Source organism: Mucilaginibacter paludis DSM 18603, from assembly GCF_000166195.2.
Classification (GTDB): Bacteria; Bacteroidota; Bacteroidia; order Sphingobacteriales; family Sphingobacteriaceae; genus Mucilaginibacter; species Mucilaginibacter paludis.
In genome coordinates this window covers 5,312,464-5,333,866 of sequence record NZ_CM001403.1, presented here as the reverse complement: position 1 = coordinate 5,333,866, position 21,403 = coordinate 5,312,464, and the positions used below count along the sequence as shown (strand labels likewise).

Below are 21,403 nucleotides of genomic sequence, written 5' to 3'. Positions count from 1 at the left end.
ATGGTGCAGGCGCTTCACGGTAATTTAATGATGTTAATTGTTAAGCAATCCAGCCTTAGTCATTCCGGGGTCGGATCCGGGATGACTTTTATTTGGGATTACGGCTTGTGGGGTAAGTATAAATTTATCCGGTTACAGTAATCCTCCTTCCTTCTATTGTAAAGTGTACGCCTTTGGTTTGTTGTATCATTTCTAAAACTTCGCCGATATTTTTATAGCGCGAAATAGTTCCGTAGAACCCCTCGTCTGTAACATCGCCATCATACTGAACATCAATATCATACCAGCGCGAAAGCTGCCGCATGATATTCCTTATTTTTTCGTTATTAAACCTGAAATAGCCATTTTTCCAGGCTGTGGCTTCTTCAACATTAGCGCTTTCTACACTGAGTGCGCTTCCGGATAAAGCAGCTTGCTGTCCGGGTTTCAGCAGTTTGCTTGTACCGTTGTTATTTGGCGTTACTTTAACACTCCCCTCTAACAAGGTAGTTTTAACCGCCATTTCGTCACTATAGGCGTTAATATTAAAATGGGTGCCTAATACCTCAACCACCTGTGCGTTTGATTTCACCCTGAACGGCCGGGCGGGATTGTGGGCTACCTCAAAATAAGCCTCGCCGCTTATTTCAACCTCGCGGTAGGCACCGGTAAAAGCTACAGGGTATTTAATAGAAGATGCCGCGTTTAACCAAACGCCGGTACCATCGGCCAGCGTGAGGTGGTATTGGCCGCTGCGCGGAGTTGATAAGGTGTTATATTCAGCCCGGATATCATGATGCCCGGTTTTTATAGCCTTATAAAGCACACTGCCATCTGCCGTTTTGTTAATTTCAGTATTTGCCTCGGTAAGCAACCTGCCATTTTTGGCCTGGGTTAAAATAATTTGTTTTCCGTTAGCCAGGGTTAATATCGCTTTGCTGCCGCCTGGCAAAATGCTTTTCGGCTGCGCAAGATTAGCTTTTCGGCTGTCGTCATTTTTATGAAGCAGGAAATAAGTACCCAACGATAATACCACCAGAATTGAGGCTGCGGCTACTAAGCGCGGCCATAACGGCCTGATGCCAGCGGGTTTTACCGGGAGCCTACCTTTTAAATATTCAAAACTTTCATCGAGCTTTTCGGCACTGAGCTGATGGCTGCTGTTTGCAGCTTGTCGCAAATACCAGGTTTCAAGCAGCCCTTTTTCTTCGGGGGTAAGCGCTCCCCGCTCATATTTTTTTAATAGCGCTGTGGCTTTGTCTTCTTTCATAGTATCAAGGCATCTTAACCCCTACTACTACATGACAGCTAAACCATGCTATCGTCATATACGAAATCAAAAAAAAATTAAATTAATGTTAATATAGTGTGCTTTTTAAATTAAAAGCCACTAAAAAAGCAACACAACGCTGATGAGGGAACCTAATTTTAATCTTAAGTTTTTTAATGCAATATATACTTGTTGTTTTGCGGTTTGATCTGTGATATTCAACCTAAGCGCAATCTCCTTATAAGATAGCTCATCCTCCTTATTTAAAAGAAATATTTCCCGCGTCCGCGGAGGCAGGGCGCTGATCTCTTGCTCAATTAAAGCAGATAATTCCTTTACGCGTACCTGCTCGTCGGCCAAAGCATATCCCGCCTGCATAAAATCAATAATGGAACCGGCATATTTTGCCACTACTTTTTGGTGCGACATTTTGTTGAAAACGCGGTTCCGGGTGGCCGTATAGAGATATGATGAGAATGACGCGCTTAAAGTAAGTTTAGCCCTGTTTTGCCATAACGTAACAAATACATCCTGAACAACATCGTTAGCGGCATCCTGATCGCCTAATAAACGAAAGGCATGCGCTACAAGTAAGCGGGTATAGCGCTCAAAAATATTAGTATAGGCATCATGGTCGCCTTCTTTGATCAAAGACACTAATTCGTTATCCGTAAATTTGCCATAATCCTTCATTTATACACTTCGGGATTGCAATTTAATAAATTATCCAAATATTACGGCATGTAGTTGTACCACTGACGTGGCGATTAGCCATATTGGTTAATAAAACAGCAGCATCGGCACGCGAAAAACATCGTTTTTCGACCCTCAGTGCATAAAAACTTTTAAAATCGGCAATTTATTATCTCCGACTCCCCAATCAGGATATAAAATACTTATATAAAATAAAAAAAAGTAATCCAAGCCTCCATCTGCCCAACAAATCTGTTACCTCCTCCTGGTTTCCTTCTTCAACACATCCCAAAAGGCCACATCTTCCTTACCTAAAACCCAAACGGATATACCGCGCAGTTTGTAGTTCTCTAAAATATCGAGTTTCGGCTTTAACGATTGCGCGTCCTCAATATAAATATACTCGTATACGCCATCGTTATCCCAAACCGCGTAATTGCAGCCTGCCTTTTGGTTCCATACGGGTTTTGCATCGTACTTGCCAAGCAGGTACTGTACGGCAGTATAACCAATTTGCTGCCCGTTTGAAAAACCGCCTTTTTCTTCGGTATAGTCAGGAAACCAATGCACCGAATAATTGGGAATACCGAGTGATAGTTTTTGCGACGGTACGCCCTCTGCTAAAAGGTATTTAACGATGCGCTCCATCCAGTCTACGCCAGCCACAGGTCCTGGCGGCGTGCGCCGGGTATGTTGGTCATAGGTCATGATGGAAAGAAAATCGCCTGCTTCTGCCAGTTCCTTAAAATTATACCCGGCACGCCAGTTTTCAAACAGGAAGCTGTGATATGCCGTGGGGCCACCTACATTTTCAATGGTATGCACCAACGCTGCCGAGAGTTGTAATTTTTGCTGGTGAAGGGCTGTTGCCGTTTCTTTAAAAAATGAGGTAAAGCTATCCCGGTCGGTAATATTAAGTCCTTCCATATCAAACTGCCAGCCATCAAGCCCGTATTGTTTGGCGTATAAAAGCATCATGCCGATGGCGCGTTTACGCGCCTCGGGGTTAGTTACAATATTGTGCAGCAAAACGCTGTTAAACCCCGTATTTACAATAAGAGGCATCACCTTGATATGATTGGCCTTCGCCATTTCGAGCAATCGGTGGTCGACAGAGCCTGATAAAACGCCCTCCTTACTAATTAAGAATACCTGTGGACAAACAATGGAGATCTGACTTAAGTTTTCACGAAAACTCCCGAAAGAATCCGGACTGTCCGTCATATAAAACAGGTTTTCGGAAGATACCTGCGCCGAGGCTTTAAACACCAACAAGTAAACGAATAAGACAGTTAAAATTTGCTTTTTCATGATAGGTTAAATTAGTTTTTTTAATCTGGAGTTCTGAGTCTTTGGGTTCCCTTTCGTATTGTACCAACGGGCTGCGAGAAAGGATGTTTTCGCGGATGAGCCTGTGGTCTACTTATCGCACGAAAAAGGTCCCTCGTACCTTCTAATGACGTGCCGTTAAGTCATTGACTGTCAATACTAAATTTCTTTCCATCATGTCATCCCGACGCGAGGAGGGATCTTTTAAAAGCAGTTTTCTCCGATAATCAGTATTCTTAATTTACAACATCGGCGCGCTCAATCGCCGCGCGAAAGGCTTTGTTCTTTTTGTCTTGACACAAAAAGAACCAAAAAAGTCAAGACTGCCCGATCCTTCCGCCCACAGGCCAACTCCCGGCCCGGCGTGCAGTCTGGCCTGTGCGCACTTTTCTTTTTGCGCAAAACAGCTTACAGGGGTCGAATGTCATCCCCGTTTTTTTTTCGGCTGGCCGGATCGGATACTCGGGATGACAAAATGTAAAGACATTACTGCTAACCAACTCTGAACAGACTCAAGACTCCCGACTCAGATCTCCTGACTCCCGGCTCAAGACTCAGAACTCCAGACTAACGAACACCGCTCGCCTCGTCTATCGCTTCGCGTATGTTTCCGTATTTTTCCAGCAGTTTTTTGGCGGTTTCTTCGTCAACGCCGGTTTCCTTCATAATCATACTCACCCCCCGCTTATATAACTTGGAATTATTCAGCTGCATATCAATCATTTTATTGCCCCGCACTTTGCCAAGGCTAATCATAACCGAGGTGGTTAGCATATTGAGCACCAGTTTTTGGGCGGTACCGGCTTTCATCCTGGTTGATCCGGTTAAAAACTCGGGGCCAACAACAACCTCAACCGGGTAACGTGCTTCGCGCGATATGGGTGACCCGGCGTTACAAACAATGCAGCCGGTAACAATCCCGCGGGCGTTGGCTTGCTGCAATCCGCCTAAAACATAAGGCGTAGTGCCCGATGCCGCTATGCCTACCACCACATCCTGGTTATTGATGGCATAAGCCTCCATATCTTTCCAGGCTTGTTCCATGTTATCTTCGGCATTTTCTACCGCTTTTCTGATCGCGGTATCACCACCGGCAATCAGCCCGATAACCAGGTCGGCACTTACGCCAAAGGTTGGCGGGCATTCTGAAGCATCTAACACTCCGAGCCGGCCGCTGGTTCCGGCGCCTATATAAAACAGCCGCCCTCCTGCTTTCATTTGTTTGCTAATGGCGGCGGCAAGCGCCTCAATTTGCCCGATACTTTTTTTAACCGCCAAAGGCACGGTCTGATCTTCTTCATTAATACTCTGTAATATATCACCAAGCGACAATTCGTGAAGGTTATGGTAATTAGAATCTTTCTCTGTTGTTAGTTCCATCCTGTTATATTATTCCGACTTTACCAAAACTTATGGCGCCCCCGACTGCCATAAAACGGGCAAAACGCCTTATTTGATTGTCTGTTAAACTATTTCTATTTTTTTTCCACAACTGCCCTACCGTCAACAATTGCTTTGTAGTACATATCCAGTACTTTGGGCCTTAAATTAATTTTTGATACGCCAAATGTTTTACCATCATCGGGATAGGTTTTGTTGGACAGGAAGATGTATACCAAATTGTATTGAGGATCAACCCATACATAAGTACCGGTATAGCCGCTATGCCCAAATGCCTGCTCAGAGCAGTAGTCGCCGGGCTCCCTTTTATCCGCCCTGCGATCATAGCCATAACCGCGATGACTAACCTTTGACTGGCGGGAGGTAAACGTTTTTACCGTACCCGGATTAAAATATGTTTTGCCTCCGTATACGCCCTGGTTTAACAGCATCTGGTAAAAAATAGCCAGATCATTCGCGTTAGCAAATAAGCCAGCATGCCCCTCTACCCCACCCGCCATAGCCGATCCGGGATCGTTCACATAGCCCTGTACCAACATATTTCTGAACCAGTTATCGTTTTCGGTTGTGGGTACTATCCTGATTTTATCAAAACGGTTACGCGGTAAAAACCCGGTAGCCTGCAAGCCTAAGGGGCGATAAAACTCAGCGTTTACAAAATCATTCAGTTTGGTATGAGTCACTTCCTCTACAACCTCCTTCATCATATACATGCTGATGTCGCTGTATACAAATTTACCCCTGGTATGGCCTTCTGATTTTAGCGTAACGGGCCACATCACCTCATTAAAATAATTGGCGCGCAAATAATAGCCATCGGCCACCTTGGTTGGATAAGCAGCCGACGAATCGCGGCTCATATCGGTTGGCTTAAGCTGTTCGTAAAATTTGATGTAGGGTGTAAATCCGGCCTCGTGCAGCAGCGCTTCCTTAATCTTAACATCACGCTTATCGGGCGCATCCCTCACCAGGGCTATGTATTTGCTGATCGGACTATCAATATTGATGGCCTTTTGATCATACAAGCGCATAATGGCCGGGGTTGTAGCGGTAACTTTGGTTACCGATGCCATATCAAAAATATCATCGGGCTGAGTTACCTCCGTACCATCGTAGGTATGCTTGCCATAAGCCTTTTGAAATATCACCTGCCCATCCTTAGCCAGCAGCACCACTACCGATGGGGCCGCATGCGCGGCTATCCCAGCCTTAATTAACGAATCAATACCCGCTAACCTATCGCTGTTAACAGCCACCGCTTCGGGGACTGAATAACCGAGACGTATTTTTGTGGTGGTGTAGCCGGATCCCTGCTTAAAACCGGGACTATAACCGGCGGCAAGTTTGGCTGTAGCGCCTACACCGCCGAATATGACCTGTGCGGCTATCGAGGCCCCTTCGCTTGTATTATTGGGATAATAAATTGCCGGTGCCTGGATTTTGTCCAAGCGGGTTAAATTCTTCCCATCTCCGGCAAGCACAAACACCACCTGGTGAAGAGCTGCCACATCATTTACAAAGGCTAAAAAAGCAGGTGTAAAGCGGGTATGGCCAGAGATGGTAAACACAATAAGGTTGTATAGCTTGAGCTTATCGTGCAGGGCGTTAAAGGCTTCGGTACCGGTAATACCATCGGTATTAAAACTGGTAACGGTGCTGTATTTATTGGCAATACTATCAAACACCGGGGCAAAATCAAAACCTGCATGAACGTTTGCAACCTTTAGGCCTTCCATATTTTTTACAGGCAAATACCCGCCGCTGTTATTTAAAACAACCACGCTTTGCTCCGCTTGCCTGATATTGGCTAACTTTTGCTGATTAATGGCATGGTTTTGCGCAAAAGCGGTTGCAAAACTACATACCCATAATACGACTATTAACTTTTTCATCGGCCAGAAGATTTTCAATCCGGGGGAGCAATTTACACGCTCCCCGGGATGATGATAATTAAATTGCAGGATCAACCGGTGTATTGGGATTAACATTTCTTTCCTGAGTTGGATAAGGATAGAATATGCGGTTCCGTTCGGTATTATTTGCCGGTGGCGCCGGGCGATTAAACCTGCGGGTATCCTCCCACTTTAAACCGCTTAAATACAGCTCCTCGCAACGTTGCTTGTAAATTTCGACCAGCAGAGCATCAGTTGTAGTAGCACCCGAATAGGCAGATAAACCGGCGTTAACACCAAAAGGATCGCCGGTGGTTTGTGTTCTAACGGCATTTATTAAATCAACTGCGGGGTTGGTGTCGCCACCTAAACGTACAATGGCTTCAGCCTTAATCAACTTGATCTCGTCTGTTAAATAAACCGGAATATATGCGGTTGGGGAAGTTGTAAAACCAGCCATGGAAACCACCGGATCGCCATTAATAACAGTTTTGGGTGTGGTGAAATAAAAATTATACCTTAAATCGCCAACATCATATAAACCTGCCGGAAGGCCGAAGTTATCACGAGCGCGATAGGAGATGGTTACGTTATAAAGGGTATACAAAGGATTAGGGCTAGCTGTGGTATAAGTAAACTTGGATGTTTTAGCCAGGTCGACCAAATTTGCATTATCTATTGCCTTTTGGTAATTACCCGCCATCAGGTTGATCCGCGCCTCCATTGCGTACAAAGTGTTTTTTAAATCAAAGTCAGTACCGGTAACCGAGGTGGTAAATGCCGTAGACGGCGGCGTAGCGGTAATTGTAGCAATACCCAGATCGAGCAACCTGATTGCCTCTGCAAAAACTTGCGCGCGGGGTACAAATTTAGCCGGATCTGTTATACTGGTGGCCAGGTTAGCCTGCTCAAAAGCAATAGCCAACTCTGCCAGCGACATGGCTTTAAATAAATAAGCCTGAGCCATAACTCCGCTTAACAATGCTGGCTCAACGCCAGATGCCGTAGGGGCGCTTTTTATGATACTCTCACACATCCCCATCTCGGTTTGCATGGCGGTCCAGTAAGCCAAAATAATACCATTAGTAGTGGATAAGGCTGTACCACCGGCTTCTAACTCTAAGGTATTGGTAAAGGTGGCCACACCCTTTAGCTCACGCGCGGTAACATCCGGGGCCAACATAACGTTTGATAAGCCGGTTGTTGAATAATATTGCCTTAAACCAATACTTAAAGCGATTATTCCTGACCTGGTATTTAATATCACCAGATCTGTTGCTGCATTAGGGTTAACCTGATCAAGCTTACAGGACGTAACTATAAAACTCAGCGTCAGGATAATATATTTATAGTTCAATTTTCTTTTCATAACATTAATTTTTTGATAATTAGAATGTATAATTTAAGCCAAGCGCAATAGTGCGGGGTATAGGTACCTCCGTAAAATCAAAACCACGTACAGAATTACTTTGGCCTGCCGCGTTAGTTTCAGGATCCCATCCGCTATAGTGGTCTATAGAAAGCAGATTTCTGCCCGATAATGAGATACGTAATGGCTTATTGTTTAACATTTTTAATTTCAAATCATAAGAAGCGGAAAGTTCACGTAGTTTTAAATAGGATCCATCTTCTATCCAGTTCTCAAAAATGCTGTAAAGTGCTGCCGACGTGCCTTTAGGCACTTTGCCTTCTAACTCGGGCATATAACCGGCCAGGCCTCCATAAATATCCCTGTCGCCTACACGCTTGGTAAAGTTAAATACCTTGTTGCCGTAAGAAGCATCCCATTGCATACGGAACGAAAAGTGTTTACCGATAGTAAACTCATTGGTGAATGATCCTGTCCATTTGGGGTTAGGGTCGCCAATCACCTTACTTAAAGTTGATCCTGTTGGCTGACCGGTTACAGGATCACGACCGGATTTTTCTGCTTGAGGCAGGCCCGCTGTTGTAAGTAAAAGAGAACCATCAGGCTTACGCGCAAAATACGTTGAATAAAACACGCCTAATGCATAACCATTTACCGCAGCAACCTGACCAAAACCATTAGCAAAAGAAAGTATGCCTCCAGGAACATTGGTTACCACATTTTTATTCGTTGAAAATATAACGATTGTATTCCATTTGAAATTTTGGTTTTGAACAGGAACCCCTCTTACCAGCAGTTCAACGCCTTTATTACTCATATTGCCAATATTTTGGTATTGATTTGAATAACCAGTTGAAGGGCGTAAACCAACGTACAATAGAAGATCTTTTACGGCCTTATTGTAATAGGAGAACTCAAAACCCAAGCGCCCGTTAAGAAAGCCTGCATCAAAACCAATTTCTTTTTCAATTTGGCGTTCCGGTTTAATACTGGCATTACCCAATTGTGAAGATGCAACCACTCCCGCAAGGCCAGCCAATGAAGCCGGATTGTAATTATTATACCGGTCATAAGCGCCGATGGCTGTTAAATTACCCGATTGACCGTAAGAAGCCCTTAACTTAAAGTCGGGAATAATTGATGCCAGCGACGACTTTTTCCAGAACTCCTCTTCGGACAAAAGATAGGTTCCACTTACTTTAGGATAGTACTGCCACCTGTTATTCGCTCCGAAAGAAGATGAAACATCATTCCTGATAGCGCCTGTCAAATAAATTTTATCCTTAAAGCCAATAGTTTCCTGTGCGTAAAATCCTAAAATATTTAATGTCGATCTGGCATCATTATAAACCACGGTGGCACCGCTCGAAGCAACCTGAGTTTCTGGGGGTAATTGTGTTCCGGTTATACTTGATGAGCTAATGCGTTCAGTTTGTGCAGTAGCCCCGGCGGAAGTTGTGGAGGTAAATAGTCCGAGAGTTGCCTTATAAGCTATATTTAAATCATTATTAAGTAATAGGTCGAGCTTATCAGCTCTTTTTGAGTAACCTGTATTATATGTTGGCGTTGTATTTCCTACAGGTATAAAGCCCGTGGCTAACTGGGTTGAATTGTCATAACCCAATGTGTAATTAACAGATAAATTTTTTAAAGGCGTAATGTTTAGCTGAATATCCCCAATAAAACGGCTTGTTTGCTGATGAAAATCAAACCTGTTTATCGCCTCCAGAGGATTAGTTCTGGTTACGGTGCTCGGGGAAAGCGCCGGATAAATACCCGAAGTTGGATCGGGATTAACAAAATTATTGGCAAAAATAAATCCTGTCAATGCGCCATAAGCTTCGTTGATGCCACCGTTCGGAATTTCGTCGCTACCGCTTAAAGTGTAGTTAAAACCCGCGCTCACTTTAATCCAATCGTTAAATCGTTGGTCAACACGCACGCGACCTGTCCCCCGCTGAAAATTCGATCCTTTAACAATACCCTGATTACCTAAATAGCCGCCGCTGATATAGTATTGTGTATTGTCGTTACCACCGCTCACAGAAATGTTATTTTCCGTTCCTTCTGCATTTCTAAAAATCATGCTCTGCAAATCGTAGCGTTGTACCGGTACCGTTGTTAAGTCATTGGCGTTTGTATTGGCAAAACGGAACGGCTCGGTGTTATAGGCCAGTTTTTTACGGATAGAGCTACTGCGAAACTGCGTAGAAACCGAAACTACAGGCGCTCCTGATTTACCTTTTTTGGTAAAGATCTGAACTACGCCGTTACTTGCTCTCGATCCGTATATGGCTGCACCAGCGGCACCCTTAATAATCTCAATATGATCGATATCAGCAGGATTAATATCCACTAACCTGTTTTGAGAATATCCTCCCAAATCAACCAGTTGATCATAACTATTATTAATAATAACACCATCGACAATATAAAGCGGATCGCTTGAGCCCACTATAGTTGAGTTGCCGCGCAGATGCACACTGATGCCACCAGCTGGATTACCCGAGTTTTGAGAGATTTGAGCACCGGCAATCTTTCCGGCCATAGCCTGATCTATTGAGGTAACCGGACTACCTTGTAAATCTTTGGCAGACAAGGTTGAAATGGCATTACCCAGTTGCTTTTTACTGGTTTCCACCATTGTACCGGTAACTACAACCTCACCGAGATTCAAAGCATTCTCAGAAAGTGAAGCATTTACGGTAAATACACTTTGGTCAGCCAGCGTAACCGTTTTGGTATAGGTGGTGTAACCTGTAAAGCTGACAGCCACTGTAATGGTGGGCCCTTTAACAGTTGCCGTAAATGAATAGGCTCCGTTAATATTGGTTGCGGCACCAAATTGCGTCCCCAGTATTTTGATAGAAGCGCCGGGGACGGGCTGTTTATCGCGCGCATCCGTTACCACCCCTTTGATAGTGACAGCACTTTGTGCCCGGGCACCCTGCCCATAACACATCACAACCAGTAATACCAACAGGCACCAACCTTGTTTAAACGTTTGTAACACTTTTTTCATATTGCTTGGGTTTTAAATTAATAATGCTCTTTCAAGTACTATGCCCTCATCATCTGGGGAAACAAACCTTCCCCATTGATACGGTGGGCAAGCCGGGATGATCTCCAAAGCTAATTTTACCACCTGCAACGGCCTCGTTGGCCAGCAAGGCAAACAGCACAGCTTCTTTAGCGTCGGGATGGATGCCCAGTTCTGCCGTCGATTTCAATTTACGGCCGAAATGCTTTTCAATGTATTTTACCAGTAAGGGGTTATACATGCCGCCGCCGCTCAAGTAAATCTCAAAGGGCTCATCTGCCAAAACGTTCCTTTCTATCGCCTCAATAATTCCCCTGGCAGAGAAAGCAGCCAGTGTTGCCATTACGTCAACATCGGCAATATCACCTTGCCCCGAATTCGTTATCGCGTTTTGCAAATAGCTCAAACTGAAAAGCTCGGGGCCTGTGGTTTTCGGGAAATCAGCTTTAAAAAATGGATGATTGAGCAAAGCACTGAGCAGTTGCTCATTCACCTTTCCGGCAGAAGCCATTTCGGCATTTTTATCGTAATAAGTTCCAGGCGATTTCAATTGGATGTATTGGTCCATCAGGGTATTGCCCGGCCCTACATCGGTAGAAAAAAAGCCGGTTGAATGCCCCGAAGGCAGAAACGTAAAATTGGCTATGCCGCCGATGTTCAACATAATTCGGCTTTCATCCGCGCTCGAAAAAATGAGGTAATCGCCATAAACAGCCAAAGGTGCACCTTCGCCACCCGCGGCAATGTGCTTTTGACGAAAATCACTCAATGTAATAATTCCTGTTTTCACGGCCAGGTGATCGCCATCCCCAATCTGCAAGGTTGCATTAGGATAGTTAGCTAAACGGTGCTGGTGCCTGGGCGCATGGAAAATAGTTTGCCCATGACTGGCTATCAAATCAATATCAGCGACGGCGATCCCCCATTTAGCCAGGCATTCTAAAATTAAATCGCCGTAGTAGGCGCCGATAACTTCGTTAAGAATGGTGATTTGTTCCAGGTTGGCTTGTTTTTTGGCGAAGATGGCTTTCAAATCTTCCTTAAAATCGTGCGCATATTCCACGGTGATGAAATGGGTTACTCTCACCTTGGTTTGCAGTCCCGAGCCGGTAAATTTGCATACAGCTATGTCCAAACCGTCAAAAGATGTGCCCGACATGAGTCCGATAATGGTTTTTTCGGGCTTATTGGCTATCTGGTAAAGTGCTTCAATATTTGAATTCATACTGTATATTACGAAAAACAAGATTAAATTGTTAAATCAATGAGCGCACACGCACAAAAACGCAATAAAAACAATAATTCTGAACAATGCGTTGATTAACGCGGGCGTTTCTATAAAAATAAACATTTATCTGCATCTTTTGCAAATAAAAAACGCAAATAAATGCAAATACATGCACTTATTAAGTAAAATGCGGGAACAGAGAAGCAAATCAGCGTGCCAATACACGAATAAAAGCACAAAAATTCTCGAATTCATGATGATATATGGCTAATGATCCAGCTAAATCAGTTCAATAACCTGTGCGCTGAATGGGTGCAGAGCATCCTGTATAGCCTAATGGGCCAATAAGAATGGGTTTATTTATCATAATTGGCTTTGAATGGTGGCCTATCCTCAAATAGGCAGCGGCTACTTGTTCGTCTCTTTAAAGTCTTACTCAAAGATCTTTTTAGATCATTCAGGCCACTTAACGCTGCAAAGGCCGGTAATACAATTCCTGACTTTGCTCTTCCGAAAGATGGCAGCAGCCGATAGAGTCATCGTAATTGAGCTAAAAATTTTGATCTTGCAGTTAAATCATTTAAGGCATCCTGGTAAAATTGCTTGCCATTGGCCTGTAGTTTTGTATTGGCAGCCTGGCTGATATAAACCATATGGCCCGAATCATAGCAATTGAGCTTGATGTTTTTTTGGAGGCCTTCCGGTAAACCGATATGGCTTAAAGCGCATTCGGTCGCGCTTAAAGGTGTAGCGAGGTCATAGTAACCACAAATCACATTTACTTTAAGCTCAGGGGCATTGGTGACAATAGTCTTTAGTGTTCCCAATACATTAAGATAGCCGTTAATTTGCGCTGTACCGTAGTTCCATGCTACGGTAATCGTAGCAAGATATGGAAGCGAATTATCATATTCCAGGCTCTGATGCATGTAGGTATCAAACGCTGGAATAAACAAACTCCTGATATTTACTTCACTTGGATCTATGTAGCGGCCGCCTTTCTCAGGCCCGGTAAAACGGCTGTCAAAGCATCCTACCCATTCATCTTTCGGGAGGAGTAATTCTTTCATAAAATCATTGTCCCTGATCATACCTTTATGGCGGATGATAACTTTACGCGACAGACCGGTAAAAGATGCCAATGAATCTAAGATCTTTTTTGGCAGTTCGGCAGTGGTTCGGCGGTGGCTTAAATACCGGGCATAGGTATGGGTAGCGAAAAAATATGCCTGCTTAAATAACTCCTCTTTAGTCAGGTTTTGAAGCGATGGGGCAAGCCGATGATGATATTGAGCCGTTACCGCATAAGTAGGCAGGTAATAGATGTACGGTTGATCATTTTGATGATCGAAATTGAGCAACTGATAGTTTAAGGCCGGCGATATGAGCGTTATGCCGCTTACCCGGACCTGCCGGTTTTGTAAAAATTGCGTTAATCCAACGGCGCGTGCAGCTCCATAGCTCTCTCCAACCATAAAAACCGAACTCCCGAGCCGGTTATTTTGGGTAAGATAGCTTTGAATAAAGTCGGCGATCGAGCGGATGTCCTGGTCATATCCGTAAAATTTATGGGGATCGATACCATCTCCGGCTCTGCTGTAACCTGTAGAAACCGGATCGATAAAAACAAGGTCGGTAAAACCCAGCCAGGAGTTGGAATTATCCTGATATGGGTAACCTGCCGCTGGCGGGTCGCCACGTTCGGTTTTAAATTTAACCCTGACCGGCGCAAAAGAGCCCATATGCAGCCATAGTGATGCAGAACCTGGCCCGCCGTTAAATACAAAGGTTAGTGGCCGTTGTCCTGTTTTAGCGTTCAGGCTCGTATAGGCCGTATAAAATATTTTCGCAACCAGTATGCCGTTTACGTCTGTTAAAGGTATATATCCGGCGGTAGCTTTGTAGTCAATTAGTTTACCATCGAGAAAGATGCTATGCCAGGTTACTGATTTTTGATCCGAAGGTTCAGTATGCCATGAACTGAACATAAAAAGGATCAAAAAAAGGGCAGCAATAACAAAAGTATTCCTTTTCATATCAAATTGTTGCAGTTCGGTTTCTTATAACGACTTGCCTTTTCTTCGGATCAGGTAGCCAATGAATAGCGCTATCAACATGACTTATTTAACTAAAGCGGCAAAGCGCTGATAAAAGGCTGTCGGACTATCGGCCGTCTTCGGTTCGTATTTACCGGCAATGATAGGCACGTAGATCACCCTGCGGCGGCTCTCCTCCCCTAACACCGATGACTGTGCAACGCGGTGCCATAAACGTCCGTCGTGAATAGTCAGGTCGCCTGCGGCCGGGATGATGGCCACCTCATTAGTGTCAGCTTCGTTGTCCAAAAAATATTTCTTCCTGAACAACATCTGATAAAGGCTCTGTTTATGGGTACCGGGCAGTATCCGCAAACCTCCGTTCTCGGGCTTGAGCGAGCTTAAATGAATACCTACGTTGAGCATCGGGTTCAACTTTTGACCGTGGAAGATATCCCGTAAACCATCGGTATGCCAGCCCATTTGCGTAAAGCTGCTTTGTTCGGCATTAACGTAATGATTGAAAACCATTCCATCTTTTTCATCAGTTCCAAGCCTTGCACCCGGACCGGTCAATTCCAGCAAAACCTTTAAGCGGGGGTCTAAAGTAAACTCGTGGAGTAAGTTGCTGTGTTGGTTAATAAAGGCAAAGCGTTGCACAATGGTTGAACCATCCAGGTCTTTGCCATATTTGATCGGTACCCCATTCACTTTGTCGATGGCATTGGCCAACCAGTTTTTTTGTACCTGTTCTGATGCGGCTATAATATCGCTTACTGTTTCGGGTTTGATGAAATCTTTAAAATGTATAAAGCCGTTACGGTTAAAAAAGAATTGTTGTTCTGGGGTAATAGATGACCCTAAGGTGAATTTTTGGTATTCGGTGTTCATGTTACGAGGTATAGAAATAGATAAAACAATACAAGCACCCACGGTTACGCGTTTAGCTCGAAATGAAAAGTAGAGCGGGAGATTAATAACAACAGCCACACATGACCCTTTGGGAAAGGGACATTCGCATACTGGATGCGCGTTGGGTATGTTGATTTTGGTTCAAAGTATATAAAGCCTATCTTTATAGTAGACAATACAAATGTAAAGAAATATTTACTATACAAAAATTTATTTAAAATTATTTTGAGTGCCGGTATAAACCCGCGCTTATCCGCTCTATCCAGGTTTTAAACAGGTGTTTGGCCGCGTAGGCGGATAATTTATTTAAAAAGCCAGGAACAATCTCGGCTTTCCCGTCAAAGAGGCCCTTTAAACCTATCCGGGCTACATCTTGTGGACGCATGTTAAACTTTTCCGCAAGATCTGCCAGTGCATCCAGGCCGGCGCGATGGGCAAAACCTGTGTCTGTGGGGCCGGGCGAAAGCACGCTGACAGAGACGGTGGTATCTTTCAATTCATATCGTAAGGCCCTGCTGAAGGACAGGATAAAAGCTTTACTGGCCGAGTAAAGTGCCAATGTGGGAAGTGCCTGGTAGGCTGCCGTACTGGATACATTCAACACATAGGCCTTCGGTTGTTTCTTAAGCAAGGGTAAAAGATGATAGGTGATTTCAATGGTTGCATCCAGGTTAAGCCTGAGCATATTCATTTGCCCGTCCAAACTCAATTCAGCAAAATTTCCCCATAAACCATAACCCGCGTTATTGATCAATACTGAAAGTTGAATATCCGATCTTCTTACCCATTCTGCAACCAAAACTCCCGCATTGTCCTGCGAAAGGTCTTTCACCAGATATGCCGCTTTGACGCCGTGCGCGGCAATAACATAGTTAGCCAGTTCCTGCAATTCAGTTTCTGAACGGGCAACCAAAAATAAGTTGTAGCCCGCTTGTGCCAATTGTATGGCTATGGCCCTGCCTATGCCCTTGCTTGCTCCTGTTATTAATGCGTATTTTCCCATAAAACAAATATGACTAATGATTTGCAAGGTTAAATAAAAAAGTCTACCAAATTTGTAGTCTTAATATAAAATATTATGTTTGTGCCATAATGAGATCACCTGAGCAACTTTACTATGCTATCTACGGCAGCCCCTGCTGCACTTATTGTTGTACTTAACAACATTTTTTTGCCTTAGTTCATTTTACCACACCTTATTCAATACCTTCCATGTTCCACCGTATTCAGCCCTTGCTTGGCGCAGCAATGATATGTGCAACACTATTTTTATATAGTTCGCCCGCCCAAAGCCAGTCTCTGGCATCTGTTCGTGTCAGGTCCTTATTAAAAGACTCTTCATTAAACCATTTAAATAGCGACCTGGCATTCGGTCAGGGTTATAAAGTAACTCCGTCTGCCTCAACAGGTATATCTGCTGAGGTAAACGACTATAAATTACTGGATAACCTGAACGAAAATATCAGTAAACCCCAGCAACGCAAACAACTGCTGGCCTATTTGAAATCGCTGAAAGTTGAGCATACAGCAAGTACCGCCCAGGCTAAAACAAAATTTTACTATAGCCTCGCCAATACTTTTGCGCGACTGCGGTTATATCCGCTCGCGATGAAATGCTTCCTGAAAACCATTCCAAAAACGCGAAAGGAACCTGCCAGTCAACGGGAAACATCAGGGGAAGAAACCGCTTATGCCGATACCGATCTGACGGACACTGCTGCCGAGCAATATCTGTCGATCAATAGTAAGGATGATTCGCTGATCAGCGAAAAAGCTCCTGCTATTGAAAAAAGTAATGCACCCGTTAAAAGCAAAGCAATTACCTACCAGCATATCCACCAAACCTTCGATGACGGAAAGGAAGCAGTGGCCTATGCGATGCTGTTCCATGTCAAGCAACCCCTTAGAGGTAAGCGTAAGATATTTGTTTTGAATAACGTAGGACATACCTTTATTACGCTTATCAAATACAATTCAGATTCTACCTATACCTCTGTTTCCTTTGGCTTTTATCCCAAAAAGAATAATATTTTGTCAGCTACACCCTTGATCCCATCTGCCCCCTCAGTATTTAAAGATGATTCGGGACATGAATGGGATGAAGTTTTAGGGAAGTTTATTTCAAAAAGAAAATTCGAAAAAATCCAGGGGTTAATCCTTAATTACAATGGTGTAAAGTACAACCTGAGCAAAAATAATTGCACCGACTTTGGCATTAAAGCTGCCGAACTTGCCGGCATCAGCATCCAGGAAACCTATGGTACCTGGCCACTGGGAAAGGGTAATAATCCGGCCATTACCGGACAGAGCATACTGGAAGGCAAATTTAATACGACTGAAGCAGACGGAAAAAAAGGCCTTTTTGTAGACTCTATTTCCAGCGTTCCTATAAAGAGGGATTAACAGATCTACCATTTTCATCCCATCCTGCACTATCCTGAAATCTGCTGTTTAGTGGGTCAATCACCGATTGTTTTTTATGAAGCTATTAAATTGATGTACAAAATCCAAGCGTTTTTTATAATATCTATAAAAACCATAGACATTATAGATATAATGAATTTTACCTTTAGATTTGCACCGTTCAAACAAGTTGAATAACATCGATAACTGGTAATTATGTACAATCTTACTTTCCCCTGTTTTCAAACTCCTATTTCAAACTCGGCCATCTGTTTGCGCCGGTGTTGGTTAAAATAAGGCATCAGCTTATCCAAATTGATCTTTAAGGACATTGCGACGGCGCTTCTCAACCGATCAAATAAGTGTCAAATATTCAGGAATATTCATACCGAAAAGTATAAGCCTGTTAATAGAATGAAAGGAGGAATAAACGAATAATCTTATCAATACTAATCGATAAAGAAGGGAAATACCACGAAGTATTTCCCCGATTCAAATAAACAGAACCGGTGTCAATTGGCGTTGGAGCCGGTTCTCATGTTAACCAAATCATTACAATAATATGCAAAAAAACACGAAGCAGGAACGGTATTCAAACCGCTTGCTTTTACATTTACCATTCTATTTTAAAACAGCCTTATGGCTTATCCTATTTATTGGCCCACAAGCATTTGCAAAAGTCAGTTTACCTGTAAAAGCCAGTGCTGTGCAAGGTAAAATTACCGACGAAAAAGGGCAGCCCCTACCGGGTGTGAGCATCAGGGTAAAGGCATCAACCATAGCTGTGGCCTCCGGAAATGATGGTGGCTACAAAATTAATGTACCACAGGATAACAGCACCCTGATCTTCAGTTTTATTGGCTATCAAACCCAGGAAATTAATGTCGGCGGGCGTACGGAGATCAACATTAAATTAATACCTGCACAAAGCAGTTTGGGCGAAGTAGTTGTAGTGGGCTACGGCACACAAAAGCGCGGCGATATATTGGGCGCGGTGGCTGGTTTTGACGCCAAACAGGTGGAAGAACAACCTATTAACCGGGTGGAACAAGCCCTGATAGGACAGATGCCCGGCGTACAGGTAAGGCAGCAAACCGGTATGGTGGGCAGTGCCCTAAGCATCTTGGTACGGGGTTCCGGCTCCATCACCGCCGGTAGCGAACCTTTATATGTAATTGACGGCTTCCCGCTGGATGTGGCGAGCCAGAATTCGGCAGGAGGGTTTACAACCAATCCGCTGGATAACCTAAACCCGAACGATATCGAGAGTGTACAGGTGTTAAAAGATGCGGCAGCAGGGGCCATATATGGTTCGCGGGCGGCCAACGGTGTAGTCATCATTACCACCAAACGAGGCCAGAACGGCAAAATGAAGATCAGCCTGAATGCCAATACGGGCGTGAGCCAGGTGTCGCGTAAGCTGGACGTATTAAGTCCTGATGAATGGGTGGCTATGGCTACCGAAGTAGCCAATACGGCCTGGGTGAATTCTGGAACAGGACGCACGGCAAGTCAAACAAACGATCAGCGGGCCGCCATTTTAGGATTGGCCGCCGGAACGATCAATACCTCTTACATGACGGACCCGCGCTGGGCACAACCGGGGCACCCCGGTTTGGATTACGTGGACTGGCAAGATCAGGTTTACCGCAAAGGTGTCTTTCAAAATTACGAACTGTCGGCAAGTGGGGGTACCGATAATGTGAAATACTTTATCTCTGGAAATTACCTCAACCAAAACGGAACGCTCATCAATTCCAATTATATCAATTATGGTTTAAGGGCCAATATTGAAGCTAATGCAAGCAAAAAGTTAAAATTCGGCGTTAACCTTGCACCTTCTTATTCCATCACGAATTCTCCACCTGCTGAAGGTAAAGATAACCAGTTGATGAAACTGGCACAAATGGTACCCGTAGTAGAAAGTTCGGCGGGGCTAAATACCGGTGCTTTTGGAAATGCCACTTACACCTGGGCCAGTGCCAAACTAATCAGTCCGTACGCTTTTTTACAAACTGCGGTTAACGAAATTAAATCCACACGGTTATTAAGTTCGGTTTATGCCGAGTACCAGGTAATCCCGGGCCTGGCTATAAAATCTACCGTTAATTATGACGGCCTTGATCGTAATAATAGTAAATACACCTCAGACAATGTAACCGTGGGTGCGTCCACAGCATTAACTACCAGCCCCGGTTTATATTCAACCGGCTCTTACGCCGTACTCAAAAAACAAAATTTTTTGAACGAGAATACCATTAGCTTTAACCGTACCATCGCTAAAGATCATAACATATCTGCGGTGGCCGGTATATCCTATAATATCGTTCACTCGGAGGTAGCCAGCTTAGCAACTGCCGGTGGCTTTGCCAACGACATTATCACTACCTTAAATAATGCCATCCCTAATGCGGCCGGCGTAACGTTAACCGGCACCACAACCGAAACCAATAATACGCTGTTTTCTTACTTTGGCAGATTGCAGTATGCTTTCCAGGATAAATATCTTTTGTCCGGTACTATCCGCAAGGATGCCTCCTCTAAGTTCGGTGCCCAGAACCGCTGGGGTACTTTCCCTTCGGCTTCGGTAGGATGGCGGATATCCAGGGAATCATTCCTGGCTGATGTATCCGCAATTACCGACCTGAAGCTGCGCTTTAGCTGGGGTAAATCAGGCAATAACAATATTGGCGACTACAACTCCATCCCTACGCTTACCAGTGCCAGCTATAGCTTTGGTGGTAATACGCCAGTATCGGCAAACGGACAGATCGTTTCCGGCCTGGCTAATCCGCTATTAAAATGGGAAACCTCAACAACTTACAATGCCGGTTTGGATGCCAGTTTTTTCAACAGCCGAATCAATTTAACGGTGGATATTTATAATAAAAAGAACAGCGATTTACTGCTTAACCTGCCCGTGCTTTCAGCCAGTGGTTTCGCCTCCAGCTTGCAGAACATTGGCGCCGTAGTCAATAAAGGTTTGGAGCTAAACCTCAGTACCGTAAACGTTAGAACCTCCAGGTTCCAATGGTCAATGAATGCCAATATCGCCTTCAATAACAATAAGGTAACTGCGCTTGGCCCAGATCATGCACCTATCGAAATCGCCTCGGCCTATAGCGGCAGTAATGCACCTTATTTGTTAAAAGAGGGTTTACCGGCCTTTAGCTACTATGTAACCAAAGTTGTAGGTATTTTAACCGCCGCCGATATGGCCGATCCTAAAGTGGCTAAATTAAAGAATGAAACCGTTGGGGATGAAAAATATTATGATGCTAACGGCGACGGTGTGATAGATGCGAAGGACCGGGTAATTGGCGGACAGCCCACACCCAAATATACCTGGGGATGGACCAATACTTTTAAGTACCACGATTTTGACCTGAGTGTTTTGGTATACGGCCAGCATGGCGGCTCGATATTGTCTTATTTAGGCCGAGCGATTGATTTTTCTGGAAGTACCACAGCCAACGTATTAGGCACCTGGCGCAACAGATGGACGCCTGAAAACCAAAACTACAGCGCCCCACGCGGAAAGTATGGCTCAACTTATACTGTGCCATATGTAACATCTGACTGGATCTATTCTACTGATTTTTTACGGGTGCAGAATATTACGTTGGGTTACAACCTTAAGAAGCTCTTAAAATCATCGGCAACCATCAGTTCGGCCAGGGTTTTTATATCTCTCGAAAATTATTTCAGTCATGATAATTACAAAGGTGGTGCAAACCCAGAAGCGCAGAATACCAATAACAGCGGTAACAGTAGTTACGCAGTAGCCGGTGATTATGGATCTATGCCTTTAAGTAAAACCGCATCCCTGGGTATCAATGTTAGTTTTTAAA

Annotated in this window: 13 protein-coding genes; 2 read left to right on the top strand and 11 right to left on the bottom strand. The window is 44.2% G+C overall.

Features of this window, described 5'->3' with window-relative positions; translation table 11 throughout:
* Window positions 1-124: 124 nt before the first annotated feature.
* From MUCPA_RS22600 to MUCPA_RS22550, 11 genes are all read right to left on the bottom strand, one after another.
* On the bottom strand, window positions 125-1,249 hold the full coding sequence (locus MUCPA_RS22600; protein WP_008509541.1) for a FecR family protein: 1,125 nt from the start codon (window positions 1,247-1,249) through the stop codon (window positions 125-127).
* Window positions 1,250-1,369: 120 nt separating this feature from the next.
* Entirely contained in the window at window positions 1,370-1,942 is a 573-nt protein-coding gene (locus MUCPA_RS22595; RefSeq protein ID WP_008509540.1) for an RNA polymerase sigma factor, read from the bottom strand.
* 255 nt (window positions 1,943-2,197) lie between these two features.
* Entirely contained in the window at window positions 2,198-3,253 is a 1,056-nt protein-coding gene (locus tag MUCPA_RS22590; RefSeq protein ID WP_008509539.1) for a glycosyl hydrolase family 18 protein, read from the bottom strand.
* A 585-nt stretch (window positions 3,254-3,838) separates the two neighbouring features.
* The gene (gene murQ, locus MUCPA_RS22585; protein ID WP_008509538.1) at window positions 3,839-4,651 is read right to left on the bottom strand and encodes an N-acetylmuramic acid 6-phosphate etherase; all 813 of its coding nucleotides are present in this window, start codon (window positions 4,649-4,651) and stop codon (window positions 3,839-3,841) included.
* A 95-nt stretch (window positions 4,652-4,746) separates the two neighbouring features.
* Window positions 4,747-6,564, bottom strand: coding sequence for a serine hydrolase domain-containing protein (locus MUCPA_RS22580; protein WP_040626282.1), 1,818 nt, complete (start codon window positions 6,562-6,564; stop codon window positions 4,747-4,749).
* A gap of 58 nt (window positions 6,565-6,622) precedes the next feature.
* Window positions 6,623-7,933, bottom strand: coding sequence for a RagB/SusD family nutrient uptake outer membrane protein (locus MUCPA_RS22575; protein ID WP_008509536.1), 1,311 nt, complete (start codon window positions 7,931-7,933; stop codon window positions 6,623-6,625).
* A 19-nt stretch (window positions 7,934-7,952) separates the two neighbouring features.
* Window positions 7,953-10,955 (bottom strand): SusC/RagA family TonB-linked outer membrane protein, encoded by a 3,003-nt coding sequence (locus tag MUCPA_RS22570; RefSeq protein ID WP_008509535.1) that lies wholly within the window; start codon window positions 10,953-10,955, stop codon window positions 7,953-7,955.
* A 49-nt stretch (window positions 10,956-11,004) separates the two neighbouring features.
* On the bottom strand, window positions 11,005-12,198 hold the full coding sequence (locus MUCPA_RS22565; protein ID WP_008509534.1) for an anhydro-N-acetylmuramic acid kinase: 1,194 nt from the start codon (window positions 12,196-12,198) through the stop codon (window positions 11,005-11,007).
* A gap of 539 nt (window positions 12,199-12,737) precedes the next feature.
* Entirely contained in the window at window positions 12,738-14,237 is a 1,500-nt protein-coding gene (locus MUCPA_RS22560) for a S10 family peptidase (protein ID WP_008509533.1), read from the bottom strand.
* An 84-nt stretch (window positions 14,238-14,321) separates the two neighbouring features.
* Window positions 14,322-15,128: a phytanoyl-CoA dioxygenase family protein gene (locus MUCPA_RS22555; RefSeq protein ID WP_008509532.1), complete on the bottom strand. Its 807-nt coding sequence runs from the start codon at window positions 15,126-15,128 to the stop codon at window positions 14,322-14,324.
* Between the two features lie 241 nt (window positions 15,129-15,369).
* A complete protein-coding gene (locus MUCPA_RS22550; RefSeq protein WP_008509531.1) occupies window positions 15,370-16,152 on the bottom strand; it encodes an SDR family NAD(P)-dependent oxidoreductase in 783 nt (260 codons plus the stop codon).
* Window positions 16,153-16,361: 209 nt separating this feature from the next.
* Between MUCPA_RS22550 and MUCPA_RS22545 the strand changes: the two genes are divergently transcribed.
* A complete protein-coding gene (locus MUCPA_RS22545) occupies window positions 16,362-17,552 on the top strand; it encodes a hypothetical protein (protein WP_008509530.1) in 1,191 nt (396 codons plus the stop codon).
* A 562-nt stretch (window positions 17,553-18,114) separates the two neighbouring features.
* Complete coding sequence (locus MUCPA_RS22535; RefSeq protein ID WP_008509529.1) at window positions 18,115-21,402, top strand: SusC/RagA family TonB-linked outer membrane protein; 3,288 nt, start codon at window positions 18,115-18,117, stop codon at window positions 21,400-21,402.
* Window position 21,403 lies beyond the last annotated feature (1 nt).